The organism is Salinibius halmophilus (genome assembly GCF_003577475.1).
GTDB lineage: Bacteria > Pseudomonadota > Gammaproteobacteria > Pseudomonadales > Natronospirillaceae > Salinibius > Salinibius halmophilus.
Genome location: NZ_QPEP01000011.1, coordinates 109,177 through 135,996 on the forward strand (window position 1 = coordinate 109,177; position 26,820 = coordinate 135,996).

Below are 26,820 nucleotides of genomic sequence, written 5' to 3' on the forward strand. Positions count from 1 at the left end.
CATCCATGCACTGCCGTTCGAACCAACAAACGCAACTTATGCGTTTGTTGGTGCGCAGTGAAGTCGGCGCTAGCAACCGCTGTATTGTGCAATGTTATCGGTGGCTCACCATTTTCAGAGGCTTGGGGTGTGTGAGCTGTTTGAGGCCGTCACCTGCAGGGAGCAGGTGCCGAGCCTACAAGGACGTACTTGCGGCGGGCCGAAAAACGGCTTACCACCCCAAGCCTCGAAGCTGGCGAGGTCTGCCGACTACTGGCAGGCTTCGCATTCAGGATCGTCGATCAAGCACATTTTTGGCTCTGGATCGGCCGACACGGCGTTGAGCTGGTTTTGGCTAACGGTTGATTTTTCTGCCGCCGTTGCCCCCATGGCACGTAGGTAGTAGGTAGTTTTTAGGCCAGTTAACCATGCCATTTTGTAGGTGATGTCCAGCTTGCGACCATCTGGTTGGTCGATGTAAAGGTTCAGTGATTGTGCTTGGTCGAGCCATTTCTGGCGGCGTGAACCACATTCCACTAACCAGCGTGGCTCCACTTCAAAGGCGGTGCGGTACTTTTCACGCAAGTGCTCAGGAATACGTTTAATTGGTAGTACCGAGCCGTTGTGGAACTTAAGGTCGTTCACCATCACTGCGTCCCATAGGCCTTCGGCTTTTAGGTCGGCTACCAGGTGTGGGTTAACCACGGTGAACTCGCCCGATAGGTTCGATTTCACATAGAGGTTCTGGTAAGTCGGCTCAATGGATTGACTAACCCCAATGATGTTGGCAATGGTGGCCGTTGGCGCAATGGCTAGTACGTTTGAGTTACGCATGCCTTGTTTTACCTTGCTGCGCAGCGTTGCCCAGTCTAGGCGCTGAGAGCGGTCAATACGCAGGTGTTGCTCGTCACGCGCTGCCGCTAGCATCTCAATTGAGTCAATTGGCAGAATGCCTTGTGACCACAGTGAGCCTTCAAAGCTCTTATAAGCACCACGCTCTTGCGCTAACTCAGCTGAGCTTTCCAGTGCAACGTAACTGATTTCTTCGGTAATACGATCAGCAAACTCCACTGCATCGTTCGAGGCGTAAGCAATGCCTAGCTTATAAAGGGCATCTTGGAAGCCCATCATGCCAAGGCCTACCGGGCGGTGGCGAAGGTTGGAGTTCTTCGCTTGCGGCACGGCATAAAAATTAATATCGATGACGTTATCGAGCATGCGCACGGCGGTTTTAACGGTGCGGCGCAGGCGTGCTTGGTCAATTTTGCCATCGCGTACGTGGTTCACTAGGTTCACTGAGCCAAGGTTACAGACGGCAATCTCGTCTTCACTGGTGTTTAGTGTGATTTCGGTACACAAGTTTGAGCTATGCACTACACCAGCGTGTTGCTGTGGGCTGCGCAAGTTACAGGTGTCTTTGAAGGTAATCCATGGGTGTCCTGTTTCGAACAGCATCGACAGCATTTTCTTCCATAGGTCTTCTGCTTTTACCACCTTGTGCAGTTTGATCTCGCCATTACGGGCCTTTTCTTCGTAGGCCTCGTAGGCTTGGCGGAATGCATTGCCATACAAGTCGTGTAAGTCAGGCACGTCGGAAGGGGAGAATAGTGTCCAGTCTTGGTTATTGAGTACGCGCTCCATAAATAAGTCGGGTACCCAGTTGGCGGTGTTCATATCGTGGGTACGACGGCGGTCATCACCGGTGTTTTTGCGCAGCTCCAGGAATTCTTCAATATCTAGATGCCAGCTTTCTAAGTACGCACACACCGCACCCTTGCGCTTACCGCCTTGGTTCACGGCAACGGCCGTGTCGTTTGCTACCTTCAAAAACGGTACCACACCCTGAGAGTGACCATTGGTACCGTGAATATGGGCGCCGAGAGAGCGCACCGGCGTCCAGTCGTTGCCTAAACCACCAGCCCACTTAGACAGCAAGGCATTGTCGCGCATGGCTTCATAAATGCCGCTCAAGTCATCCGGTACGGTCGTTAGGTAGCAGCTAGATAGCTGGCTGTGCTGAGTGCCGGCGTTGAACAAGGTTGGTGTTGAAGCCATGTAGTCGAAGCTAGATAACAGTTCGTAAAACTCAATGGCGCGCTCGGTTGGCTGGTCTTCATTGAGCGCCAAGCCCATCGCAACACGCATGTAGAAAGTTTGTGGCAGCTCAATGCGGCCGCCGTTGATATTCAGTAAGTAGCGGTCGTTAACAATTTGCAGACCAAGATATTGAAACTGCTGGTCACGCTCTGGTCGCAGTGCTGCGGCAATTTTGTCTAAATCAAACAAGGTGCCTAAGCGCTCATCAATGCGCCCAGCCGGTACGCCAAGTTCAATGGCCTTCTTTAGTACAGCGCCTTGATCATCGGCGTCTACACCTAGGCTATTACCCACTTCGGCTTTGATGCGCTTGAGCAACAAACGGGCACAAAAACGGCTGTAGTCTGGTTCCAATTCAATTTTTGAACGAGCTGATAGCAGCAATGCTTGCTCGATGTTTTCAATACCAATGCCGTCATACACGGAATCGAGCGTTTCGTTTTCTAGCCAAACGGTGTCGATGTCGTTTAAGCCTTCAGCCATATGCGCAATGGTTTGGCGTAGCCACCCAAGGTCTAGCGGCGATTTGTCACCATCGTCTTTTACAACATATAAAGTAGGGTGTGGCTGGTATTCGCCATCGGCTGCGGCGCGCTCGCGGGCACGCTCTTCGCGATACAAAATATACGCGCGAGCAATTTTCTGCTCGCCATGGCGCATAAGCGCTAGTTCAACTTGGTCTTGAATGTCCTCGATGTGCACGGCGGCACCACTTCCGAGTCGAGTTTGATACAGATGGCCTACGTGGTCGGCAATGCGTTCGGCAAGTTGATGCAAACGCTCGCTACCCGCTTGTTCGCCTTCTACGGCAAGAATCGCTTTGGCAACGGCGACTCGAATACGCTCAGCCGTGAAAGGCTGTGCCGATCCATCGCGTTTAATCACTCGCAGAATTGTGGTGTCCGCTTGTGCTGTCATTCATTGTGCTCCTAGCTGCGCAATTCAAGGCAAGCCAAGCGCAAACGAACACAAACACACAGACAGGTGCAGTGTAGGAAGATGCGCCACAGGCCCTTAAATCGCGAAGGGTTATGGGTTTAGCTCAATGCGGGGTAGGGCTGTTCACTCTTAATGCAAGGTGGCGTTTGCCAGAGGGTTGAGCGTTGTTTTTTCGACACGGCGCAAGATTCTACCTGCCTACCGCATCCCTGCGAGGGCTCCCAGGCAGTGCATCCCTGCACTGCCGTAAAAGTCTACAAACGCATCTAATGCGTTTGTTGCTACCGCAACGACTTTCACCCATGTAGCCTCGACACCTGCTCCCTGCAGGTGACGGTCTCAAAACAACCCATCAACCCCCTGGCTTTATTTACCAGAGCTATCCGAGCGAACAGCCCTACCGCATAATTCGGGCAGTGAGCTGCTAAATTTTGACTTGGTCGGTCTTCGGACTTCTGTTGAGCTAGCAACAGTTACCGCTGCGCGTCAGTGTGGGATTTGCACCCAGCTTCCCTAAACAAAATAGCGCTATGGCGCTGCTTTGAGTTGAAAGTTCACAGGTTATGCACAGGCTATTCAGAGCTCTATGCACAACATCTTGTGCTTTCACCAAGTGCTAGTAACAATATATTGATGTAGGTCAGTTGGCAAGGTTTGTGATGCGGTTAGCTATTTAGGTGTCGGCTTGTGCAAACACGCTGCCAGCTTTGTAGCCAAGACACGCTGCATGTTCGTTCAGTGTTTGGTTGTTTCTGTAAAATTTTGTAACACCTTGCTAAGCGAGCGAGTTGAACGCGTCGGAAGCACTCGTATACGCTGTTCTTGGTCATGTCTGCAGGGTCGTCACCAGTGACGGCGCCGAAGCGGGCAGCAATCAGTACAGAGAAACGGCGTTGTTCAGATGGGCGCTCATATTCATGGATGGTGCTCAGCGATAGGTTTAAAAGCATGGCCATTTGTTCTTTGCTTAAACCAGCTGCTTGCCGCCATGGGCGCATATTGCTCGATAGGTCAACGTAGTACTTGCCTTCTAAATCACCGAGCATGGTTGGTATGGCAGCGCGATCTAGCGGGTGTGGGTCAAAATAGCTGACTTCTTGTGTTTGCGAGAGCAGGGCAAATAACAATCCGATATCGGTTGATGGGGTATGCATCAGTGCATCGGCGCAATGCAATACGTCGTCGTCGAAGAAAAAATCAGGGAAGTATTTTTCATATTCAGAGTTTTTAAGCAGGTAGAGGGGCGCCATGCCGGTCAATATAGACAGTCGACAAGCGTGATGCATGCGAGGTATTTCTTCGCCCTTTTCGTATTTTTTTAACTGTGAAACAGACATATTCATCTGTTCTGCTAGCTGTGCTTGGGTTTGCTTTTTAAGTCGCCGCAGGTGGCGTATATTTTGGCCAATGGTGGTGCCAATATTGGCTTCCATCGCGGCAATATCTAATAAGCGAAAACTGCGCCCTGTATCACTAGTAAAGGTCTGCATTAAAAATTATGTCCCTGCAATGTCCCTGCATTGTTGCGACGGCAATTATCCTATTTAGTTGAGCAATATGTCGTAGTTACATCAAGTATTTAATCGAATACCATTCGGTTAGCTAGACAGTTGGTTGAATTATGATCTTATTGTCGCTAGGCCAAGGTGGCGCTAGCACCAAACAGGCATGCTGGCTTAGACTGTAAGCAGAACTGCCTTGGATATGAGCTCGCCTATGCAAACGAAACCAGACTACCGACCATATAACTTTAGTGGGTTATTAACGACGTCGCAGAAGATGATGAGCTTTATTGCGCGGTTGGAAAAAGTTGCTCGTACCGATTCGGCCGTATTGATTCGCGGCCAAAGTGGTACAGGTAAAGACCTAGTCGCCCGCCATTTACATGCCTTAGGTAAGCGCCACAGCAAGCCCTTTAATGCCATTAACTGTGCTGCACTCACGCCTGAATTGATGGCATCAGAGCTGTTTGGCCATAAGCGTGGTGCGTTTACTGGTGCGGTGGCCGATCACGCCGGCTTGTTGCGCAGCACCCATGGCGGCACCTTATTTCTGGATGAGGTGGCTGAGCTAACGCCAGACATTCAAGCGCGGCTATTGCGTGTGGTGCAAGAGAAAACCTTCACCCCGGTTGGCAGTACAGAAGTGGTTCGCACAGATGTGCGTTTTGTTTCTGCCACGCATACGTCTTTACGGCGGCGAGTAAAAGAGGGCAAGTTTCGCGAAGACTTAATGTACCGCTTGCGCGTCATTCCCTTGTACTTACCACCGCTCATTGAGCGTGAAGACGATGTTGCCATGCTGATTTGGCAGTTTATTGAGCGCTTTAATCAACATGGCTTGCGCTTGGTCGAAAAGATAGAGCAGCGCGCTTGGGAAGCTTTGCTCGACTACACCTGGCCGGGCAATGTGCGCGAACTGCAAAATGCGATCGAATATGCCCATGTTATTGGCAGTGGCGATACCATCCGCTTCGATGATTTGCTGCCCGAGTTACGTGGCGAAGCACCGCCAGACGAGCTTGCCGACCATCAACCGCAGGATGAGCGCAGCCGAATGCTGGCGTTAATGCGCCAGTTTCGCGGTAACCGAACCGAAATGGCCAAACACCTCAACATTAGCCGCAGTACGCTTTGGCGTCAGCTCAAGGTGCTAGGGCTAGATGGTGACCTTGGTAAGTGATCTTATGAATTGAGAATTTCGTTAAGAAAGTCTTAATGATAGGTTTCTAAAAAAGTTTCTTAGTGTTGCAACATGTTTTTCAGGTGTTGCAACGCATTCTATTTTCATCCAGAAAATTCCTAAAAAATAACTTGGCACGCTCCTTGTATTGCTATGCTCAAAGAGAACTGACATTCAGGAGCTCAGCCATGAATATTCAACATTTTTATGACCCAAACACCTTTACGCTGACTTATGTCGTGTACGACGAAGCGACTAGAGATACCATAGTGATCGACCCAGTTTTGGACTTCGATCAGCAAGGTGCCAAGATCACCAATGAGTCTTACCTAAAAGTAAAAGACTTCATCAGTGAACATGACTTAACCGTTCGTTTGGTATTGGAAACCCATGCCCACGCTGACCACTTGTCGGGCGCGCCACTATTCAAAGCCGATTACCCAGATGCATTGGTCGGCATTGGTGAGCACATCACGCAAGTGCAGCAAGTATTTAAGGGTGTTTACAACCTAGGCGACGAAGTGGCCGAAGATGGTAGCCAGTTTGATCTATTGCTTAAAGACGGTGAAACCGTCACAGCAGGATCATTAACACTGAAAGTGATTCACACACCTGGCCATACGCCAGCTTGTGCGAGCTACTTAATTGATGATGCGGTGTTTACTGGCGATGCGTTGTTTATGCCAGATTACGGCACCGGCCGCTGCGACTTCCCTCGTGGTGATGCCGATGCGCTGTACACCTCGGTGCACGAAAAACTATATGGCCTGCCAGATGAAACCCGTGTATTTACCGGGCACGACTATCAGCCAGGCGGGCGTGAGCTCGCTTTTGAAAGCACCATTGGTGAGAACAAGCGCAATAATGTGCAGTTGAAGATGGATACTTCACGTGAACAGTACGTACAGTTCCGTCGAGAGCGTGATGCCACGCTCAAGGCGCCAAAGCTGCTTTACCCAAGTATTCAGGTGAACATTCAGGCGGGGCACTTGCCAGCGCCAGAAGCCAATGGTCGCCAATATTTAAAAACGCCGCTTAATGTGGCCATGCAAACATCTTAATCGCGAGGTAAGTCTGGAATATGTGGATGACCGATTTTTTACCGGCTCTGTTGGGCGGGTTGTTGTTAGGAACGGCGTCTGTGCTGTTATTCCTGTTAAATGGGCGCATCGCTGGTATCTCGGGGATATTCGGCGGCGTGGTAACGCTTGCTAGCCAGTGGGGCTGGCGAGCGTTGTTCCTGGTTGGCTTGGTAGCCGGTGGCCTGGTTTATCAGCTGGCAGGCGGAAATGTGAACATCGAACAAGTGGCTAGCCCACTAGGGCTTGTTATTGCTGGCTTGCTCGTGGGGGTAGGTACCACTATTGGCTCTGGCTGCACGAGTGGTCATGGTATTTGTGGTAACTCTCGCTTCTCACCACGCTCAATTTTTTCAACGGTAACCTTTATGGCTGCAGGTATTGCCATTGTTGCCATCTTGCGCCTAGTAACAGGAGTGTAATCATGCAAAAACTTGTCGCATTGTTATCTGGCTTGTTATTCGGCCTTGGCTTGTCGGTATCGCGCATGATTGATCCGGCTAAGGTTGTTGGCTTTTTGGATATCTTTGGAGATTGGGACCCATCGCTAGCATTTGTTATGGGCGGTGCCTTGTTGGTAAGCATGCCTGCAACTCAAATTATCTTGAAGCGCCGTCAAAAGCCGGTACTAGATAAAGAGTTTTATGTGCCTACCAACAAAAAGATTGATAAAAACCTTGCCGTTGGTGCTGTGCTGTTTGGTGCCGGTTGGGGCATTGCGGGTCTGTGTCCAGGGCCTGCGTTGGCGTCACTAAGTTTTGCCAGTGGTGGCTTGTTGATTTTCATCGCAGCTTACCTCGCTGGTACCTATGTTGGTAAGGGCATTCAGAAGTTGCAGGTCACAAAAGCTCAGCAACGGCTTTTGAATAGTTGACCAAATAGGTAATAATCACCGCTTAAGGTAAGCGGGTAGCCGTTCATCGCGGCTACCCGTTTTTTTTTGTTTACCCAGTAGTATTGGTGAGCTGAATAATGAAGGGAAATCAAATGGTTTTAGCGGCATTAAAGCCAGCCAACCTTTTGCGCGAAGTAATCCTTACGGCACTGGCCTGTTTTTTCATTGCTTGGGTGCAATGGTTAGCGGGCTCTGGGTCGTATGTGGTGACCTATATAATTTCTATTGGTTATGGCTTTAGCACTATTTTTTGGTCTCGTGTACTCAGCACCTGGGAAGGCGTGCGTATACTGGGCGTGCTAGTACCTGGCTGGGTATTAGGGGTGTTATTGGGCTTTTTACAAGGCTCGGTCATTATGCTGTGGATTGCAGTGGGCAACTGGGGCAGCCTCATTACTTGGGTGCAGCAAACCCAAGGGCGAATTTTAATGAAAATGGCCCTGTCGGCCGTGTTTACGCTGGCCTTGGTGTACTTTTTCTACTCGATGTATTACATCAAAGCGCAGATGGATGACCTGCGAGAGCAACAGCTCACCATGGCCGAGAAAGAAAAGCAGCTAGCGATAAGTGAGTTAAAGGCGCTGCAAGCGCAAATGGAACCGCACTTTCTATTTAATACCTTGGCCAACTTGCAAGCGCTGATTGAGTTTGATCCTAAGCAGGCTCAGCACTTGCTCACTGAGCTAACCGGCTTGCTTCGTGCCAATATGAAGCGCACACGCCAAGCCACTCAGTCTTTATCGGAAGAGTTGTCTGTTGTGCGGCATTATTTGAACATTCAGCAAATTCGCTTGGGTGACGAGCGGCTGAAGTTTAATATTTATCTGCCTGAAAGTTTGTCAAAAAAACAAGTGCCACCACTGATGATTCAGCCATTGGTAGAAAATGCCATTTTGCATGGTGTAGAACCGGCTGAAGAAGGTGGGCAAATTAATGTTGAAGCCCATAATGAAGTCGATGGCGCTTGGTGTATTGAAGTTCGCAATACAGGCCTATCACTTGGGCAAAGTAATCGAAGCAGTAACGGCCTCGCCTTGGATAATTTAACCCAGCGACTGGCTAGTACCTATGGCGATAACGCGTTATTGTCATTGGCTACGGAAGATGACGAAACTGTCGCCCGTATTCGGTTTAAAGGAGTGTAAACATGACTACAGCTGTGCTGGCTGACGACGAAGCTATTATTCTGCATCATTTGCGCCGAGCCCTGGCCGAGGTGTGGCCAGAATTAGATATTGTTGCTACCGCCAGCAATGGGCAAAACACGGTTAAGGAAGTCTTAAAACACGAACCAGAAGTCCTGTTTGTTGATATTCGTATGCCAGCGCCTGATGGCCTAGAGGTGGCGAGTATTATCAACAGCGAAATGAGCTGCCCACCAGTCATCGTGTTTTTAACGGCTTATGATGAGTATGCGGTAGCGGCTTTTGAGCAAAATGCTGTTGATTACTTACTCAAACCACTAGACCGTGACCGCCTAGAGGACACCGTTAAGCGGATTGAGCAACGCCTAACGCAAAAGAATGACGAGCAAGCGGAAGTGCTCAACGCAATCAAATCTTTGCGCGGCGAGCAGCATTTCCGCCGTTGGCTTGAAGTAAGTGACCGAGCCGGAGTGCGTATGGTCAATGTGGCCGATGTCATTGCTTGTGTGGCAGAGGATAAGTACACAACGGTGCACACTAATCGTGGCGAGTTCTTAATCCGCACGTCGTTGAGGCAGCTAGAGGAACAATTATCGCCAGAGATGTTCCGCCGGGTACACCGCAGTGCGTTAATCAACTTACACTGGCTCGACCAGGTTGCGCCAGATGAAGACAATACTCTTGCCTGTACGATGACCAATGGCCTACAAGTAGCAGTCAGCCGCCGGTTCGCCAGCCAGTTTAAACCTATGTAGGGTAGCAAGCGTAGTAACCTAGGTTGACTTTTTAAAGCCTATGCCATTTAACAATTCGGTATGGTGTCTACGGAGTTCGCTATTCGACACGGCGCAAGTACGTCCCTGTAGCCTCGACACCCGCTCCCTGCGGGTGACGGTCTCATATCGAACACCGAAGACACCATTCGATATGTCTTTGTTACTGGCATCGATATGGAACTCTTGAATGCTGCCACTTGTTTACCATCCTGGTTATTCACCACCTTTTCCCGTTAAGCATCGGTTTGTTATGCGCAAGTTTGAGCTGCTAATGCGCTGGGTGAGCGAGAACGGCTATGTGGGGCAGAACAATGTGTTTACGCCAACGTCGGCTAAGTATGAAGACCTGATCCAAGTCCATCACAAGGATTATTTGGGCGCGCTAGCAGCAGGGCCTAGGTTTAACCCAGATTGGAAAGCGGTGGGGTTACCTTGGAGCCGGGCGCTGATAGACCGCACTTTTATCTCGCCTAACGGCACCTATTTAGCAACCAAGCTTGCCATGCAATATGGTGTTGCGTGCCACTTAGCAGGGGGGACGCACCATGCGTTTGCCGACCGAGCTAGTGGGTTTTGCATGCTCAACGACCTAGCCTTCGCGGCGGTGAAGTTAGTCAATGAGGGCAAAAAGGTACTCATTATCGACCTCGATGTGCACCAAGGTGATGGCACGGCGGCGATTCTGGCATCAGTGCCTGAGGCGGTTGTTTGCTCTGTTCACTGTGTTGATAACTTTCCTTTTGAAAAGCAACATAGCGATTATGATATCGAGCTACCTGCGGGCGATGGCGACGAGCATTATTTGGCAGTGTTAGAAACGGTGCTGGCCAATGTACTATTTGATGTTGACCCCGATGTGGTGATTTATGATGCTGGGGTGGATGTGTATCAAGGTGATCGTTTGGGTAAGTTAAACCTCTCGTTGGCAGGCATTATGAAGCGAGACTGTATGGTGCTGGAAGCTTGCCAAGCACTTCAAATACCCGTGTCTACCGTGATTGGCGGCGGTTACGATCATGATCATTTTGCCTTGGCTGCGCGGCATGGGATCATCGTACAGGCAGCGCATTCAATATTCGTCAAATAACTTGATGGCTTGTTCACTTGGCAAGGGTTTACTGAAGTAAAACCCCTGTACCAGCTGGCAGTTTAGGCGCTTCAGTTTGCTGATTTCATGATCATGCTCCACCCCCTCAGCAATCACTTGCATGCCTAGTTTTTCCCCTACGTCTAACATGGCTGCAACGATGGCTTCGTCTTTTGGCCCTTTGCTCAAGCCCAGAATAAAGGAGCGGTCGATTTTTAGCTTGTCGACTGGAAAGCGACTTAAATAGGCAAAACTGGAATAACCAGTGCCAAAATCGTCAATGGCAAGTGATACGCCAAGTGCTTTCAGTTCTCGCATTAACCGCAGTGATTGCTGCTCGTCTTCCATTAATAAGCTCTCAGTGATTTCTAGTTGCAAGCAGCTTGGTGGCACTTGATATTTACTAATGGCTTGGCGAACAATACGGGCAAAGTTGGGGTCGATAAACTGTTGCGCCGATACATTCACTGCGATCATTGTTTGATGGCCTTCTTGCAACCATTTAGCCAACGTACGGCAGGTTTCATCAATTGCCCATTCACCCAGCTCACGAATTAAACCATGGCGCTCGGCAATGGGGATAAAAATGCCTGGAGAAACCATTTTACCCTCATGTTGCCAGCGCATTAACGACTCAAAGCCAACTAGGTGATTATCATTGATGCTAATTTGGGCCTGATAATGCAGTGCTAGCTCATTGTTTGTTATTGCTTGGCTAAGCGCTTGCTCAAGCCTTGCTCGCTCAGCTATCAACTGCTCTAGATGAACATCGTAACACTGGAACCGTTGATCGTTCGCTCGCCCACTATAGAGTGCTACATGAGCACGTCTTGGTAGGTGCTCGGCATTTTTTGGGTTGGTGCCCGCCATACCAATGTAGTAGTTCAGCCAATAGTCTCGGTTAGCAATGGATTGCGGACGCCCTAACAAAGCAATAAGTTGTTCCTCTATCAAATGCTTTTGCGCATCCGACAACTCACAAGGAAACAATGCCCCGAACTCATAGCCGTTAAACCTTACGGTGGTGACTTCTATGTTCTTGATAACCGAACTAAAGATACGAGCTAAATTTTCCGCTAGTATTGTTAAGTAGTGCTCGGTTGCTGGTAACCCTTGCACACTAGCGGCTTCATCTAAACTCTCTATGGCAACGAGTACGAGTGTTAAATAATGGTCTTCGTCGGCTAGCTGCTCTATTTTTTCCAGCAGCATGGCTCTGTTCCCTAGGTTAGTAACCGGATCATGATAAGCCATATACTCAAGTTTGAGGCGGCGCTCTTCACTTTCCGTTACATCTTCTAAGTAACAAAAACATTCTTTGGTGTCGCTTTGCGCCAGTAAAAATCGATACCAGTACTGGTCAATTTGAAAAATAGGGCTGGTAGTTGGGATATTGCCATTGCGAATGCTTGTTAGCAAAGCACTGGGCAATAAGTCTGCCGCGCTTGCTTCTTCTCCAAACAATCTACACGCAAGCATGTTCGCACTAGGGTTAGCAAAAATCAGGTTGCCATCAGCTTTTACTACTAATACAGGCAATGGGTTTTGCCTAGGTAGTTGTGCCACCTTGTTGGTGTTATTCGCCCAGACGCTGGCAAAGATCAACAGTAGTAATAGGACGATCGCAGTAGGCACCAGCCAGTAGCTATGCATAGGTAAATACCACAGCATAAAGGCGGCAAAAATCGAGCTGAAAACAAAGGCGGCAAGCGCCAAGCGATGAGTCATATCGTCTCACAAAAACTAGCTACGCTATAAGCTTAGACGAGTAGTCGTAACTGTGCTTAAGGCTTGGTAGTGGGCAATCGACAAAAGACGCACGCCCTGCAAATGACACAGGTCAGTGCAGGAATTTGGTTTTGGTTATAAGGTTATAACCAAAATATTTATAGCTTGGGAGAGAGTTTATGAGCAAGAAAATTGTCATCATAGGTGGGGTTGCTGGTGGCGCATCAGCGGCAGCGCGTGCACGCCGGTTAGACGAAAACGCCGAAATCATTGTATTCGAGCGAGATAGTTTTATTTCATTTGCTAACTGTGGCTTGCCTTATCACATTGGTGGCGAAATTGCTGAGCGAAGCAAACTGCTAGTGCAAACGCCTGAGTCGATGAAAGCACGTTTTGAGCTGGATATTCGTATTCGAACGGAAGTCATTAACATTGATGGTGCGGCCAAAACCGTGACCGCACGAGATTTGGCAACGGGCAACGAGTACCAAGAAACCTATGACGCCCTAATTCTATCGCCAGGTGCTAGCCCAATTCGCCCACCTATTCCTGGTATCGACAGTGACGCTGTTTTTACTCTGCGTAATATTCCAGATATGGATCGCATCATTCGCCAGATCAATATTGAAGCACCAAAGTCGGCGGTGGTGGTAGGCGGGGGCTACATTGGCATCGAGATGGCCGAAGCCTTGATTCATCGTGGTATTGAAACCACTATGGTAGAAATGCTGCCACAAATTATGGCATCAGTAGACCCAGAAATGGCCACGCCGCTTCATCAAGAAATGCGCCGCAATGGTGTGCGGTTAAAGCTTAGCAATGCCTTGGCGAAAATTGAACCTAACGGTGAAGGGCTCACCCTTACGCTGCAAAACGGCGAAACCATGCAAACCGACATGGTGATTATGGCCATAGGGGTTCGCCCAGAAACCAAGCTAGCGCAGATGGCGGGTTTGGAAATTGGCACGACTGGCGGCATTAAAGTAGACGCCCAGATGAAAAGTTCCGTGGCAGATATCTATGCTGTTGGGGATGCCATCGAGGTGACCGACTTTGTTACTCAGCAGCCGGTATTGATTCCATTAGCGGGCCCTGCCAACCGCCAAGGCCGTATTGCCGCGGAAGTTATTTTTGGTCGTGATAGTGAGTACAAACATACGCAAGGCACATCAATTTGTAAGGTGTTCGATCTTACGGCAGCCAATACGGGTGCCAATGAGAAGCAGTTGAAGAAGCTAGGTTTGCCGTTCGAAAAAGTATATGTACACCCACAGGATCACGCTGGTTATTACCCAGGCGCAACGCCTGTATCGCTAAAACTATTGTTCAACCCTGAAGATGGCAAACTGTATGGCGCACAGGCGATTGGTGCTAAAGGTGTGGACAAGCGTATCGATGTGATGGCTGTGGCCATTCGAGCTGGTTTGTCGGTATTCGACCTAGAAGAGCAAGAGCTCTGCTACGCACCACCGTTTGGCTCAGCCAAAGACGTGATCAACCAAGCTGGATTTGTTGCGGCAAACGTTGTTCGTGGTGACCTTGAGTTGTGTCATGGCAGTAATGTACCGGATTGTACAGAAGATGCTTATCTTGTGGATGTGCGCAACCCAGCGGAAATTGGTGTGCTTGGCACCATTGAAGAAGCGAAGAACATTCCTTTGCATGAGCTGCGTAATCGTTTGGATGAGCTACCAAAAGATCGCACCATTGTCGTGTTCTGCGCAGTTGGTTTGCGTGGCTATGTGGCCTATCGCTTGCTACAGCAGCATGGCTTTAAAGTGCGCAACCTGGCCGGTGGTTATAAAACGTATCAAATGTATGAGCGCATTGGTCAATAAGTGCCACTCAAGCTACATACCTGCAGAATGCTGGCTAACGCCAGCATTCTGCCACACTTGCACTACCACTGACCGACTTCACCCCATTGGCTTGCAAGCTTAATGCACCACAGGTATCGCCATCCATTCGCCCACCGCTAATCGGTGTTGCGGTAAGTGTGTAAGTGCTAGCCGAGGCGGTCAGGGCGACGGAATACACAGCTGAGCTATCACTTGGTGATTGGGCATATGGTAAGCTCGGTGCCGTGCCACCACTGTCGACATAGCGCCCGTTAGCGGTGTAATAACGCTCCATAAAGTTAGCTAGTTCGTGCAAGGTTGCACCGGCAATACTGCGGTGTGTACGCTCGATATAGCTGCTATATGCAGGTAACGCTATGGCCGATAAAATGCCAATAATGGCGACCACTATCATTAATTCAATCAAACTAAAGCCCTGTTGCTTCATTCAATTACCTCAGTTGTATCCAGGATTGGCGGCCGAACTTGGCTTCTGAGTCCTCGGCAATGGTTTCAATATTGCCAGTGCTGCCCGAGAACTGTTTATATTCTTGTGTATCGTCGGCAATAATGGCTGGGCGGCCGATAATGTTGTTCTGTGACTGAACGCCCGAGGCGACGACAGGCGCTTCATCATCTTGCCCCTCGTTGATAACAACCCGATCATCGTCGTTCACCACACCATCTTGGTTGGTGTCGAGAACTGACTCAGGTAAGCGGCTGCCGCTGCGAATATCTAGCTCCATTAACCAGCTGGTGCCGCCAAAGGCACAAGGATTATTGTTCGGCACAAGGGTAGGGAAGATCACTCGGTTAAAGCGAACCACGGGTTCCACGACAATTCGCTCGCCGGGTGAACTAGGTTGGCGGAAATCAATATACCAGCCGTCATGAACGGCTAGGTCTAACGTTGAACTTGTTGTAACGCGTGCATTGCGCCCTTCACTGCTGGCGAGCTCAGCAATAATGCGCTGTTCTAGTAGGTTGTTGCGCCCAGCCACCGCATTGCCATCATCATAAATGGCATAAAAACTGTGATAGTCATTGGCATCAACCTGACTGTCGTTGTTTTCGTAATACTTGCCGGTGCCAAATACCACCATGATGCCACCGTTATGGCGCACCGCCTGCGGTTTCGAAGTGATCGGCTGTGGGCTGTTGCAGTTGTTATTGCGACATGCTCTAAACAAGGCATTGCCACCATTAGCGACTACCCATTCATCTGTGCTAGAGGCCGATAGGTCAAATTCCCACATGTGACCTCGTAAGTCACCGGCATAAACGGTGTCGGCGATTCGGTCACCATTGGTATCAATGGCAAGTGGTGACGATAGACCGTTTGGTGCAGTTGTGCTGCCAACACCAGTATCTATAGTGATCATCTTGCTTGGATCATCAAGTGGAATGATATAAAGCAGTGCGCGGCCTGAGTCGCTATTAACACCATTGCCGGTGATCGCTGCGAACTTACCGTTGGCTAAGCGCACTATGGTGGCTTCACCAAGAATATAGCCTAAGTCACTGCGGCCACTAGTATCTTGGCTGAAATCGGCGGCAGATAAGTCCCAAAACACGTCGCTTGTGCCAAATTTGCTTGGCTCACTAACATCTAAAGCGAAAAGTCCTTTGCCGCCTGCACCCAGTGTGCCCACCAATGCCGTGCGCCAGCTGCCGGAGACATAGGCATCGCTGACAACTGGGCTGCCGTCAACAAAATAGCGGTGGCGACCATTTATTTGAGTTAATGCATTCAGTTGCCCAAATACGGCTTTAGGAATGAAGGCAAATAGCTCTTCACCTGCGCAACCGCCTGTGCCTAGTGTACAGTTCTCTTCCGTGCCACTGGCGTTAAAGGCATGCAACATGCCATCGTTGGCGCCCACATAGATCATTGCCGGTTCTGATCCCGCACGCTTGTTCGCCACATAGCTCGCGTAACTTGCGCCTTCACCAGTCAGTTGCTGGTAGCCAAATTGGGCAGACGGTGCGATATAGAACGGGTTTGAGTGCACGATGTCGCCAAGGTTACCCTGAGCACCATTAGGCTTGCGCGTAGGGTAGCGTGACCCTTCAAAGGTGGCATCGCCAAGCAAGTAGCGAAGGCGGCTCTCACCTTGACCATCATAATTACCGCTAACGGGGTTAACGTTGAGGGATAAACGCTGCGCGTCGGTTAATTGTGACCAGCTAAAGCGGATGCCATTGTTGTTATGGCTCGTTACTACAGTGCGCTCATCCCATTGTGGCATTCTTTCAGCGGCATCCCAAATGGCGTCTTCAGGTTTACCGGTGAACTGATTGACAGGGTAAGCAAGTAACTGGCCACTCCAGTTGCTGCTATCAAAGCGAGCTTGGAATAAGCGGCTATTGGTAGACAATTGGGTGGTGTTCGCCGCTACCGAGGCGGAACTGGAGACTCTACCTTCAATGCTGGCGATGGTGCGTGAAAATGCATCCGATAGTGCGCTTGGATCGGATGCGTTAAGAAACTCTCCGCGGCCATTCCAAGCTGCGTGGCGCAGGTCGTCAATAGTGCTTTGCTCGTTAGCCACTGGCTGAGGCCAGTTAAATGAGGCAGATGGATCCTGTGGTGAAATATCCAGAGTGCCATTGACACCAAACGCCACCGTATAGGTAACAAGGTGTTGGGCACTATTATCATCCGCTGGGTTAACAGGCACATTGTTGGCTAAGTTTGGTGCTAGGTCGCGCTCGTAATAATGCATGGCAACGTCTGCAAGCGTATTACTATAAAGGTCGGCATATGAGCCGCCATCAAAGCGTGTCTTGTAGTTATCACCGCTAGTGCCGCTGTCGGCGTTGCCAATGCCTGGGCTAGAACCATTCCAATAGCCATCCGACATCACCACCGAAAAGTTCTGCTGACAGGTGCCACCTAGGTCTTCTGATAGTATCGGTGTGCCGACACTGCGACCGAATAAGTTGCTAGGGCGTCGATCTTCAAAGTACTGACCAACCCAGTTCAGACGGGTGCGCAGTGGCGTGCCGCCGTTGGAACTAATGCTGGCAACCTGCGCCATTAACTCGGCTCTGTGATTATCAATGGTCATATCCTGTACTGGATAACCAACGCTGCTGTTGCGGTGCAAGGTGGCTAGCCCTAAGCGTGCATCCGATTCAGCGATAATTTTTAATAGTGCCGCTTTCGCAACATATTCACGCTTGCGGTAATAGGTAAACCAGTTGGCAAAGTTTTGCATCTCCATGGCGCTCATAATGTTCGATGAGCCATAGACTGACGTGGTGGTGACAAAATCAGCTTTATGATCATAACCAGCCCGCCCAGGTTCTGGACACTCACCACGTTCAAATACACCGTCGCCGTCATCGGTCCAAACAAAATAACCGGGCACACCTTGTGAACCATCGTGTTGAGTTAAGTTGGTGACGCCTTCATCTGGGTCGTAAGGGTTGTTACGTGCCCCTGTGATGACTTGATTGGCATAGGGCTGGCCATTTTTATCCACCCCTGCCCAAGGCTCATAGGTTTTTGTTGGGTCGTAATACAGCACGTTGTAACCGGCGCAGGATTCCAGCGCTTCTCTGGTGTCTGAAGGTGTTGGCGTGCGATCAAAACTACCGCTATTGGCATATCCGCTGTAGCTTGGAACAGCGAGGGCGCCATCACTCTTTAGAATTTCCCAGTCCATACTGCCTGAGTCGTCAACCAAAAAGAAAATGTTTGGCTTTACTGCCGACCCTAAAAAAAGCGGTTCTTGCGCCATATCTGCCAAGGCCGGTGTACTAACTAAGGCTAAGGGAATGGCAATCGTTATTATTGGTTTCATGATGTCCCTCATTGGCGATATATAGACTGAATAATGACCACAGCGTTATCGGACTGGCCGGTGGCCCTTGTCGTAATGCGATAGAGCTGCTGACTATCGTCGACAGCGCCCACTTCTAAACTATCATTCGCCGATACCGTCATCAGCAGCTCAGCTACATGCTTTGGTTGTTGCGATAATTGGCCTAATGCCGGCCCTCCATAGTCCGCTACGGCGTCTGGGTCTTGCCAATTAACTTGTTGCCACAATGGCGTGGCATCTTGGCGGTTATATAGCCAGTCGTAATCACTGGCTAATGGGGTTGTACTGAAGCTTTTTACGGTTTGCTCAGCATGCTCAAGTGCGGCTTCGGCGGCCTGAAATGCTAACTGCACATCGCGCTGATTCCCCACCATGCGCTCTTCTAATACCACTGCACGAATGCCGGCCACGCTAATTAATGCCAGCACCAGCAGAATAATTAAGCTAATAATGAGTGTGGCACCCTGTTGCGTTTTCATAGGCGATTCCTCAATGCGATGTGGGCGGTATATACTCGGCGCAGTCTGCCGTCATTGAAACTAAGTGTTTCGTTAGCGAAGGTCAGGCTAGTCTGATCGCCAAGGTTTGCTTGCTCGCTGCGCAATAACAAAGAAACTCTTACGCCAACAATGTCATCGTAATCAGCCGTATCAATCTGGTTGATCGGTAGGTAGGCCAGTTGGCTGCCATCACCATTGAGATCCAAGCCAAATAGCAACTGCATGCGCTCAACACCCTCAACTAGCTCTATGTTGTTAACGCTTAGTTCGCCCGCGTTGGTTGTTAGTTCCTGCTGATAGAGGGTTGGAATATTAAAATCGTTGTTCGCGACAACAAAGCGAGACCGTTGCAGCGCCATAATGATACTGCCACGCGCAAGCTCGTAGCGATTGCCAGCGACCGTGCAGCTAACTGGATTGCCTAGCCCTTGTGTACAGTTGCCGGGTTTGGCTGCCGTGTCGTTTTTATGTTCTAGCAAGCGAGCGGTTGCTGCGGCAGGGTTGCTGGTGTTCACTGCATTGCTTTGTTGAAAGATAATGCTCTGTTTGCAGTCGGTAGCCAGTAGTAGCTGCCCCTGCACAAAGGGGTTAGTAGCTTGGCAACTGACTTGTGCGTTGGTTACGTCGTGGCTGTCGACCACGCATTGTTCACTAACATCGGCGTAGCTCACCATCACCCAATCTTGATTGGCGATTAAAGGTAGGCCAAAGCTGGTTGCCGCTGCAATGTTGTTGCCGCCACTTAGAATGGTTTGCTCGGATAAAAAAGGGCTCAAGCTGCCATCATTGATGACGGTGTTGCCAGGTGTCACGGCGCCATTGCAGCCAAGGAAGCCAGTTTGGCGCAACGACTGCTGCATCGTATCGATGGCGAATCGAGCGTTGTCTTGCAAACGAATGAGTTCAGACTGCACCGAGTAACTTTGTCGGCTTGATAAAAAGGCGCCAATGGCAGCCCCGATTATGATTAAGCCAATGACCATAGCGATCATTAGTTCCACTAACGAGATACCTGCTTGGCGGCGCATCATTGAATCTCCGCACTCATGGTTAACATTTCTGGCGTGGCGTTAGCGTCTCGGCTACTTTGCCACCAAATGTAAGCAACTATGGGATGGTTGCTATTGGCAGCCTCACAATCTGGCTGCCCAGGTAAGTCATCTGTTAGGTCAGAGCGGCAAACCCGTCCAGCGCCGGAAGGTAGAATGGCAGCCAAGGCGGTTTGCCAATCATGCAGGTCGGCTGCGGCTAAGTTTGCTGCCGAGCAGCCGGTGGCATCCCCTTGCCAGTTCCAGCAAGCGGTGTTTTCGCTGCCAGAACTCACCAAATACCCAGTCATTGCTTCTGGGTTTGAGCGAATTCGATCAAGAATATCTGTGCCTTTAATCGTGGCTTGCGTGCGCAAGTAGGCGTTGTTGCTTTGCTGCAGGGCACTTAGTTGCATAGAAATCATCCCTAGTGACCCAATCGAAAGGATCACTAGGGCAACCATTACCTCGATAAGTCCACTACCTAGCTGTTGCGCACGCATACGCCGTTCTCACTTTGCCAATCGTCACAGATGCGCACCCGGCCAGTTGGTCGAACTTCTAGTGCGTTAGTGCGAGATGTATCGGTAGAACTTAATAGGAAAATAGGTCGGCCAACGTGGCTGCTGGCTAAGCGGCCTTGATGGTCGAACTGAATTTTGCCACCAGCGAATTTGAAGTCGATGTTGCTGTTAGGGGCGTCAAATGCTTGTAGGACTTCGTTGTCCGAGGCAGTCCCGTTGGCGTCACTATCCACGAACACAACCCAGCCATGTTGCCAGCTGGTATCAGTAGTGGAATCGGTTGCACACTGGTAGCTGGTTTCCGACTTTGGACATACGAATATGCTGGTGCCACGGGTAACGGCCTCTGATCTGGCAATCGCTAATGAGTTGATCACGTGGTCACGCACGCTGACCTGCTGCGTAGATGCCAATACGCTATTGAAACTTGGTGCTGAAATAGCCGCCAAAATTGCCATGACCGATAGGGTGATCATGATTTCAACCAAGGTTAGGCCTGTTTCTTTGTGTAAGTGTTGCGTATTCATTTTGCCTCCTAGCACGTGATCTGTATCTCTTAATTTGCGTGCATGGTTCACATAATAACCGTGTATTGGAGTGCATGTTGTGTACCAAGTGTTAGGAAGTTGCACCGAATAGATAAACAAAAACGACTTGAACGCTGTTCTAGGTTTGGGGATTGTTCAACAAAATGACACTATGTATTCGATCTCGACAGTAATCTGAATGATCACTGTTCACATGTTTTTAGATTGTATTTTTGGGGGCTGTTGCCGGCAGAAATTAGTGTCAAAGAGTGACACTTTAGGCAGCGCTATTGGTATTAAAAAGTCATGACGTGTTAGGGCGCAGGCGCGCCCTGTGTTTGGCTAGCGAAACTGATTAGCTTCTGGCAAGTAGTCAAACCCTGCACTGTGTAAACGCGCCTCGAGTACTGCTTGCTCAATATCATGATAAGCACAAAGCTTTTCTAGTGACGAAAACTGGTCGCGTAATTGCTGATTCACCAAGCTAAACAATAGGTTGATGTCCATGGTTTGGTAGTTTGCCAGCATCATTTAGTCGCTCATCAACAAGTTGGCCGCAGCATAAGCGGCTTGTTCACGCAGTTCATCACTGGTGTTGGGTGCTAATACGATAGCATTGAGTGCTTTCACGGCAGCGCTTTTTGCATCCGGAATATAGCCCAAATCACCGCTGCCAATTTCAGCATAGCGTTGTCGAACTAGTTCTGCGCAATCTGCAAGTTGCATAAATTCTCCAATAAGTTACTGCAATTAATTTCCGTCAATAATTCGGCCAAGTCCACCTAACACCGAGCCTTCCCCCTTGCTTGAGCCGCCAGCACTTGGAGCGCTTTTAATAATACGGTCAGCTAAGCGTGAGAATGGCAGGCTTTGCAGCCATACTTTGCCAGGGCCGCGTAAGGTGACTAAGAATAAACCTTCACCACCAAAAAATGCGCTGCGAAGGCTTTTCTGCATCTCAATGTTGTAGTCTACGCCATCGGTAAAGGCCACCAAACAACCTGTGTCAACGCGCAGTGTTTCACCTGCCTGCAGTGTGCGCTCGACAATGGTGCCGCCGGCGTGTAAAAACGCTCGGCCATCGCCTTCTAAACGTTGCAAAATAAAGCCTTCACCACCAAAAAAACCACTGCCAATTTTGCGGTTTAGGGTAATGCTGACTTTCGTGCCATATGCAGCACAAAGAAATGCATCCTTTTGACAGGTGATACCGCCGCCAATGGCTGACATATCCAATGGGAGAATGGTGCCTGGGTAAGGCGCGGCAAAACATACGCGACGCTTACCTGTTTGGCCATTGTGGGTAAAGTGCGTCATAAAGATCGACTCACCCATCAAGGCGCGTTTGCCTGCGCCCATCAGCTTGCCCATGAAGCCTTCATTCACTTCTGAACCATCACCCATTTTGGCTTCAAAGCTAATGTCGTCTTCCATGTAGTTCATCGCACCAGCCTCGGCAATAACCTTCTCGCCCGGGTCTAGCTCCACTTCAACCATCTGCATTGATTCGCCGATGATTTCGTAATCCACTTCATGACACTGCATGCTTATTCCCTCATCAAATAAAAAAGGCAAGCCATTTGGCTTGCCTATTAGATTAGTGCAATTTTAGCCTTGGGCGAATCACTCTATGGATGCGGTCGGTAATGGCGATTAAGCCAGTCTTCAGCAAACCATAAATGGCAATCTGATGCATGCGATACAGTGACACATACATTAGGCGAGCAATTCTGCCTTCAACTCGCAATGAGCCACTAGAAAGGTTACCCATTAGCGTGCCCACAGCGGAATACTGCGACAAGCTGACCAGTGATCCACGATCGACAAAAACAAATGGTTTTAATGGCTGATTGGCAAACAGACGCTTGAAGTTTTTCAACAAGTGCGAAGCTTGCTGGTGGGCACTCTGGGCACGTGGTGGTACAAACTTGTCACCTTGAGGGCAAGCTGCACAGTCGCCGATGGCAAAAATTCGTTCATCATCCACACTCTGCAAGGTGTCGTGAATGGTTAGCTGACCGGTGCGCTGCAAGCTTAGGCCATCAAGATGATGCATTAGATCTGGCCCACGCACCCCTGCTGCCCAAACGATTAAATCGCCATGTAGCGCTTCACCTTCTTTGGTGTTTAAGGTGTTGGCTTCGGCAGAAGTAACCATATTGCCAGTGCGTACTGTCACGCCAATCTCGCTGAGTTCACGGGCAGCGGCATAAGATATTCTCTCGGGTAGGGCTGGCAAAAGTCTTGGCCCAGCTTCGAGCAGTGAGATATTGATCTTGCTAGCGTTAACTTCCTTAAAGCCATATTGCTTTACGGTTTCGGCGGCGCTTACCAGTTCAGCTGAGAGCTCTACACCAGTGGCACCACCACCTACGATAAGTATGTTTGCTTTGCCATCTTTGAACTGCTCTGGGCGTGAGTTTAGGCGCATCAACATGTTTAAGAAGCTTTGGTGAAAACGTTGTGCCTGTGATGGGCTATCTAAGAAAATGCAGTGCTCGGCAACGCCCGGTGTACCAAAGTCATTGGTGACCGACCCCATTGCCAGCACTAGGTAGTCATAATCCACCTCTCGCTCAGGCATAATGAGCTCGTTGTCAGAATCATGGTAAGCAGCCAACTTGATTTTGCGAGCGCTTCGATCAAGCCCAGCCATATTGCCAAGCACAAAGTCAAAGCCAGTCGAGCGGGCCACTGCGCGGTATGAAATATCGTCGATATTAGAGTCCATTACACCCGTCGCGACTTCGTGTAGCAGTGGCTTCCATAAATGCGTAGGGTTGCGGTCGATTAGTGTTACCTGGGCTTTGCCTTTTTTGGCATACTTTTTACCCAACTGGGTTGCCAACTCAAGACCACCAGCACCTCCGCCAACGATGACTATTTTTGGTTGCTCCATAAAAACTCCTAAAGCGAAAAGTAATTGAAATATTAAATTTTGGTCATAAATTGCAACGAAATAGTGGTTAAGTGACTTGGTTCAACTCAGAGATATTGAAAAATGAACATTGTTAGGTAAAGTTTACGGCTCTACGATGGAGCGACCCCATGCCTAACCCTGATCAAGCACTTGACTTCTCAAATTTAGAGGCTGATATCCACCAAGCGGTGAGCGCAAACTTTATTGCTGTTCGCAAACAGCACGCGCGTTCACAACGGCGAATGGCAGACTTGCTTGATCTCTCTCTGTCGCAATATAAAAAATTCGAAAACGGGACGGAAATCCCTCGGTTGCACACAACCGCTAAATGGTCGTTGCTCACCGGTAATAATATTTATGTGCTGTTACTCAATACGCCTTATGCCAGCCTAGTACCAAACATAGAGCCGGTTACCACGTTACGCCCATTTGCGTTTGTAATTGGGCACCTTAATCCGTCTATGTTTACTGCTTGGCTAAAAGTAATTGCCGCTTCTGCTGAGCTTAGTTGTAATTATGAAGAGTCGCCTAGCTATGAAGTGATCGACCTAGCGAAAGTGTTCGATAACTTTGAAGAGAAATACTATCAAAATATTGCCCAAAATCTAAGAGTGTTCCGCGCAAATCATGGCTATAGCCAGCATTATGTCGCGGAATGCATGGGCATGTCATCGCAAGCGTACGCGGCTTACGAAAGTATTGAATCACATTCGCGGATTCCACTGACGTCAGCCCTAAGGTTTGCTGCTACATTTAGCGTCAATACGGCCAGCCTATCGGCGGGCACATTTTATGGCGAGTATCGCGCTCGGCAAGACAAGCGCCTAGCTGCTGTGCACGAGTTAGTCAGTCAGATGCCTGAGGGCAAGCGCCGCTCGGCCGAGATTTCGGCCATCATGTACAGCCGCTGGATGCAAAACGATCAAACGATCTGTTTGTCGCGTGGTGGCTTGCTCGACCACGATGAAGTAGTCGAGCGTAGGCTTAAACAGATTCCTAGATAGCGCCTAAAGGCGCATTTCTATGCCACAAGCGGCCATATGTGCTTTTGCTTCGCTAACGCTGTACTCGCCAAAGTGAAAGATACTGGCAGCTAGCACGGCGTCGGCATGGCCTTCTAGTACGCCATCGGCCAAGTGTTGTAGATTGCCCACGCCACCTGAGGCAATTACCGGAATGCTAACGGCATTCGATACGGCGCGCGTTAGCGCAATATCAAACCCGTTTTTCACGCCGTCTTGATCCATTGACGTTAGCAATATTTCCCCGGCTCCCAAGCCTTGCATTTTTACCGCCCACTCAACCGCATCGATGCCCGTTGGTTTGCGCCCACCGTGGGTAAATATTTCCCATTTGTTGTCTGCTACTTGTTTGGCGTCGATGGCAACCACAATGCATTGGCTGCCAAACCGATCGGCCGCTTCGCCAACAAATTCAGGATTAAATACTGCGGCTGAGTTAATCGATACTTTATCGGCGCCAGCATTTAGTAGGTTGCGAATGTCTTCACAAGTGCGAACACCACCACCAACGGTTAACGGAATAAATACCTCGGCAGCCATGCGGCGCACTGTTTCAATGGTGGTATCGCGTTCTTGGTGGCTGGCGGTAATGTCCAAAAAGGTAATTTCATCGGCACCAGCATCGTTATAGCGCTTAGCAACCTCTACTGGATCGCCAGCATCGCGAATGTCGACAAACTGAACGCCTTTTACCACTCGCCCGTCTTCTACATCAAGGCAAGGAATGATTCGTTTGGCTAGTCCCATAATTAAGCCTCCGGTTGCCAAGTAACAAAGTTAGCAAGTAGTTGCAAACCTGCTGTATGGCTTTTTTCAGGGTGAAACTGGGTTGCCACAATGTTCTTATGTGCAATGGCAGCAGTGAAAGTTTCACCATAGGTGCAGTGGCCAATGCTAATTGGCAAGTTAGGCTGAGCCGCAAAACTATGAACAAAATAGAACCGGCTGTGGTTGTCGATATTGTGCCAGATAGGGTGTTCAGCCTGGGCCACTTGGTTCCACCCCATATGTGGGATTTTTAACGGGTTGCCGCTTTCGTCTAAACCGCCTTTTAAACGCTGGATTTCACCGTTGAATATACCAAGTGCGTCAACACCTCCGTTTTCTTGGGAATGCTGCAGCATGGCTTGCATGCCAACACAAATGCCTAACAGTGGTGTGCCTTGCTCTACTAATTGGCTAACGATTTTATCAACGCCTTGTTGGCGCATTTCGCCAACACAATCGCGAATGGCACCAACACCCGGCAGTACAACACGGTCGGCTGCGCCAATCATTACAGCGTCGCTGGTTACAATTACTTCGTCATTTGGCGCAACATGCTCAAGCGCTTTTGCTGCCGAGTGCAAGTTGCCCATGCCGTAATCAATGATGGCAATTCGCTGCATTACAGAGTGCCTTTTGTTGACGGAATGATATCGGCCATGCGCGCATCTGGCGTTAATGCCATACGCAACGCGCGCCCGAAGGCTTTAAACACGGTCTCTATTTGGTGGTGCGCATTTTTGCCGCGAATATTGTCGATATGCATCGACACCAAAGCATGGTTAACAAAGCCATGGAAGAACTCTTGAAACAGCTGGGTATCAAAGCGCCCAAGCGTTGCGCGCGTCAGCTCAACGTTATAAATCAAACCTGGGCGACCGGAAAAGTCGATGACCACACGCGATAATGCCTCATCGAGTGGCACATAAGCATGACCATAACGTGTGATGCCTTTTTTGTCGCCAACGGCTTGCGCAAAGGCTTGCCCTAGTGCAATCCCAATGTCTTCAGCACTGTGGTGGTCATCAATATGATTGTCTCCGTCACAGTAGATGTCTAAATCAATAAGGCCATGGCGAGCGATTTGATCCAGCATGTGCTCAAGAAATGGCATGCCAGTGTCGAACTTGGCAGCGCCAGTACCATCTAAATTGATCGAGACACGGATTTTGGTTTCCGACGTGTTGCGTTCTACTGTCGCGGTGCGAGACATAATTCAGTACCTTTGGCTAACGCAGTAAGTGATGGGCGGATTATACGCAGCTTTGCCTCGTCAACCAAACGTAACGTTGTATTGATTGGTTTCAATGGGCACTGGTATTGCGCGGCAAAGATTGTCAGTCGCTTGAGTGCGTTGTTTCTGCTTTGTTGGATAATGTTGGCAAACGTAGTTTTGCGCAGTAGTCATCGGTTTTATTGGGTCTGTCTGTTGATAATTGAATAATGATAGAATCTATTG

Annotated in this window: 25 protein-coding genes and 1 riboswitch; of the genes, 9 read left to right on the forward strand and 16 right to left on the reverse strand. The window is 49.5% G+C overall.

Features of this window, described 5'->3' with window-relative positions:
• Positions 1-249: 249 nt before the first annotated feature.
• Positions 250-2,994, reverse strand: a complete 2,745-nt coding sequence (locus DUW71_RS13405) for a ribonucleoside-diphosphate reductase subunit alpha (protein ID WP_119395769.1) — start codon at positions 2,992-2,994, stop codon at positions 250-252.
• 463 nt (positions 2,995-3,457) lie between these two features.
• A riboswitch (cobalamin riboswitch) is annotated at positions 3,458-3,529 on the reverse strand.
• Positions 3,530-3,680: 151 nt separating this feature from the next.
• Positions 3,681-4,505 (reverse strand): helix-turn-helix domain-containing protein, encoded by an 825-nt coding sequence (locus tag DUW71_RS13410; protein WP_119395770.1) that lies wholly within the window; start codon positions 4,503-4,505, stop codon positions 3,681-3,683.
• Between the two features lie 226 nt (positions 4,506-4,731).
• Here DUW71_RS13410 and DUW71_RS13415 point away from each other — a divergent pair, with 226 nt between their 5' ends.
• From DUW71_RS13415 to DUW71_RS13445, 7 genes are all read left to right on the forward strand, one after another.
• The gene (locus DUW71_RS13415) at positions 4,732-5,697 is read left to right on the forward strand and encodes a sigma-54 interaction domain-containing protein (protein WP_233546139.1); all 966 of its coding nucleotides are present in this window, start codon (positions 4,732-4,734) and stop codon (positions 5,695-5,697) included.
• A gap of 188 nt (positions 5,698-5,885) precedes the next feature.
• Positions 5,886-6,758, forward strand: a complete 873-nt coding sequence (locus DUW71_RS13420) for an MBL fold metallo-hydrolase (RefSeq protein ID WP_119395772.1) — start codon at positions 5,886-5,888, stop codon at positions 6,756-6,758.
• 26 nt (positions 6,759-6,784) lie between these two features.
• Positions 6,785-7,198: a YeeE/YedE family protein gene (locus DUW71_RS13425; protein ID WP_119395773.1), complete on the forward strand. Its 414-nt coding sequence runs from the start codon at positions 6,785-6,787 to the stop codon at positions 7,196-7,198.
• A 2-nt stretch (positions 7,199-7,200) separates the two neighbouring features.
• Positions 7,201-7,650 (forward strand): YeeE/YedE family protein, encoded by a 450-nt coding sequence (locus DUW71_RS13430; protein ID WP_119395774.1) that lies wholly within the window; start codon positions 7,201-7,203, stop codon positions 7,648-7,650.
• Positions 7,651-7,748: 98 nt separating this feature from the next.
• On the forward strand, positions 7,749-8,816 hold the full coding sequence (locus DUW71_RS13435; protein WP_119395775.1) for a sensor histidine kinase: 1,068 nt from the start codon (positions 7,749-7,751) through the stop codon (positions 8,814-8,816).
• A gap of 2 nt (positions 8,817-8,818) precedes the next feature.
• On the forward strand, positions 8,819-9,571 hold the full coding sequence (locus DUW71_RS13440; RefSeq protein ID WP_119395776.1) for a LytR/AlgR family response regulator transcription factor: 753 nt from the start codon (positions 8,819-8,821) through the stop codon (positions 9,569-9,571).
• Between the two features lie 208 nt (positions 9,572-9,779).
• Positions 9,780-10,679 carry a histone deacetylase family protein gene (locus tag DUW71_RS13445; protein WP_119395777.1) on the forward strand — a complete coding sequence of 300 codons (900 nt, stop codon included), beginning with the start codon at positions 9,780-9,782 and terminating at the stop codon, positions 10,677-10,679.
• Here the strand turns inward: DUW71_RS13445 and DUW71_RS13450 are convergent.
• Positions 10,662-12,407 carry a putative bifunctional diguanylate cyclase/phosphodiesterase gene (locus tag DUW71_RS13450; RefSeq protein WP_119395778.1) on the reverse strand — a complete coding sequence of 582 codons (1,746 nt, stop codon included), beginning with the start codon at positions 12,405-12,407 and terminating at the stop codon, positions 10,662-10,664. The genes DUW71_RS13445 and DUW71_RS13450 overlap by 18 nt on opposite strands.
• A 179-nt stretch (positions 12,408-12,586) precedes the next feature.
• On the opposite strand from DUW71_RS13450, the gene DUW71_RS13455 reads away from it, so the two are divergent.
• Positions 12,587-14,245 (forward strand): FAD-dependent oxidoreductase, encoded by a 1,659-nt coding sequence (locus DUW71_RS13455; protein WP_119395779.1) that lies wholly within the window; start codon positions 12,587-12,589, stop codon positions 14,243-14,245.
• A gap of 34 nt (positions 14,246-14,279) precedes the next feature.
• Here DUW71_RS13455 and DUW71_RS13460 read toward each other — a convergent pair whose 3' ends face one another.
• The 10 genes from DUW71_RS13460 to DUW71_RS13505 all read right to left on the reverse strand — a co-directional run bounded on the left by DUW71_RS13460 (position 14,280) and on the right by DUW71_RS13505 (position 23,553).
• Positions 14,280-14,693 (reverse strand): type IV pilin protein, encoded by a 414-nt coding sequence (locus tag DUW71_RS13460; RefSeq protein WP_119395780.1) that lies wholly within the window; start codon positions 14,691-14,693, stop codon positions 14,280-14,282.
• 4 nt (positions 14,694-14,697) lie between these two features.
• A complete protein-coding gene (locus DUW71_RS13465) occupies positions 14,698-18,054 on the reverse strand; it encodes a pilus assembly protein (protein ID WP_158584096.1) in 3,357 nt (1,118 codons plus the stop codon).
• An 8-nt stretch (positions 18,055-18,062) separates the two neighbouring features.
• Entirely contained in the window at positions 18,063-18,554 is a 492-nt protein-coding gene (locus DUW71_RS13470; RefSeq protein ID WP_119395782.1) for a pilus assembly PilX family protein, read from the reverse strand.
• The gene (locus DUW71_RS13475) at positions 18,551-19,606 is read right to left on the reverse strand and encodes a PilW family protein (RefSeq protein WP_119395783.1); all 1,056 of its coding nucleotides are present in this window, start codon (positions 19,604-19,606) and stop codon (positions 18,551-18,553) included. Before DUW71_RS13475 ends, DUW71_RS13470 begins: the two co-directional genes overlap by 4 nt.
• The gene (gene pilV / locus DUW71_RS13480) at positions 19,603-20,106 is read right to left on the reverse strand and encodes a type IV pilus modification protein PilV (RefSeq protein ID WP_119395784.1); all 504 of its coding nucleotides are present in this window, start codon (positions 20,104-20,106) and stop codon (positions 19,603-19,605) included. Before pilV ends, DUW71_RS13475 begins: the two co-directional genes overlap by 4 nt.
• Complete coding sequence (locus DUW71_RS13485; RefSeq protein WP_119395785.1) at positions 20,088-20,654, reverse strand: GspH/FimT family pseudopilin; 567 nt, start codon at positions 20,652-20,654, stop codon at positions 20,088-20,090. The genes pilV and DUW71_RS13485 overlap by 19 nt, the downstream gene beginning before the upstream one ends.
• Before the next feature lie 342 nt (positions 20,655-20,996).
• Entirely contained in the window at positions 20,997-21,185 is a 189-nt protein-coding gene (locus tag DUW71_RS13490) for a DUF4250 domain-containing protein (protein WP_119395786.1), read from the reverse strand.
• A complete protein-coding gene (locus DUW71_RS13495) occupies positions 21,186-21,380 on the reverse strand; it encodes a YaeP family protein (protein WP_119395787.1) in 195 nt (64 codons plus the stop codon).
• Between the two features lie 24 nt (positions 21,381-21,404).
• Positions 21,405-22,199 carry a TIGR00266 family protein gene (locus tag DUW71_RS13500; protein WP_119395788.1) on the reverse strand — a complete coding sequence of 265 codons (795 nt, stop codon included), beginning with the start codon at positions 22,197-22,199 and terminating at the stop codon, positions 21,405-21,407.
• Positions 22,200-22,251: 52 nt separating this feature from the next.
• A complete protein-coding gene (locus DUW71_RS13505) occupies positions 22,252-23,553 on the reverse strand; it encodes an NAD(P)/FAD-dependent oxidoreductase (protein ID WP_119395789.1) in 1,302 nt (433 codons plus the stop codon).
• A 149-nt stretch (positions 23,554-23,702) separates the two neighbouring features.
• Here DUW71_RS13505 and DUW71_RS13510 point away from each other — a divergent pair, with 149 nt between their 5' ends.
• Positions 23,703-24,578, forward strand: coding sequence for a helix-turn-helix transcriptional regulator (locus DUW71_RS13510; protein ID WP_119395790.1), 876 nt, complete (start codon positions 23,703-23,705; stop codon positions 24,576-24,578).
• Positions 24,579-24,581: 3 nt separating this feature from the next.
• On the opposite strand, the gene hisF is transcribed toward DUW71_RS13510, so the two are convergent.
• The 3 genes from hisF to hisB are packed head-to-tail and all read right to left on the reverse strand — an operon-like array spanning position 24,582 to position 26,574.
• Positions 24,582-25,343, reverse strand: a complete 762-nt coding sequence (gene hisF, locus DUW71_RS13515; RefSeq protein ID WP_119395791.1) for an imidazole glycerol phosphate synthase subunit HisF — start codon at positions 25,341-25,343, stop codon at positions 24,582-24,584.
• 2 nt (positions 25,344-25,345) lie between these two features.
• Entirely contained in the window at positions 25,346-25,984 is a 639-nt protein-coding gene (gene hisH, locus DUW71_RS13520) for an imidazole glycerol phosphate synthase subunit HisH (protein ID WP_119395792.1), read from the reverse strand.
• Positions 25,984-26,574, reverse strand: coding sequence for an imidazoleglycerol-phosphate dehydratase HisB (gene hisB, locus DUW71_RS13525; RefSeq protein WP_407690498.1), 591 nt, complete (start codon positions 26,572-26,574; stop codon positions 25,984-25,986). The genes hisH and hisB overlap by 1 nt, the downstream gene beginning before the upstream one ends.
• Between the last annotated feature and the right edge of the window lie 246 nt (positions 26,575-26,820).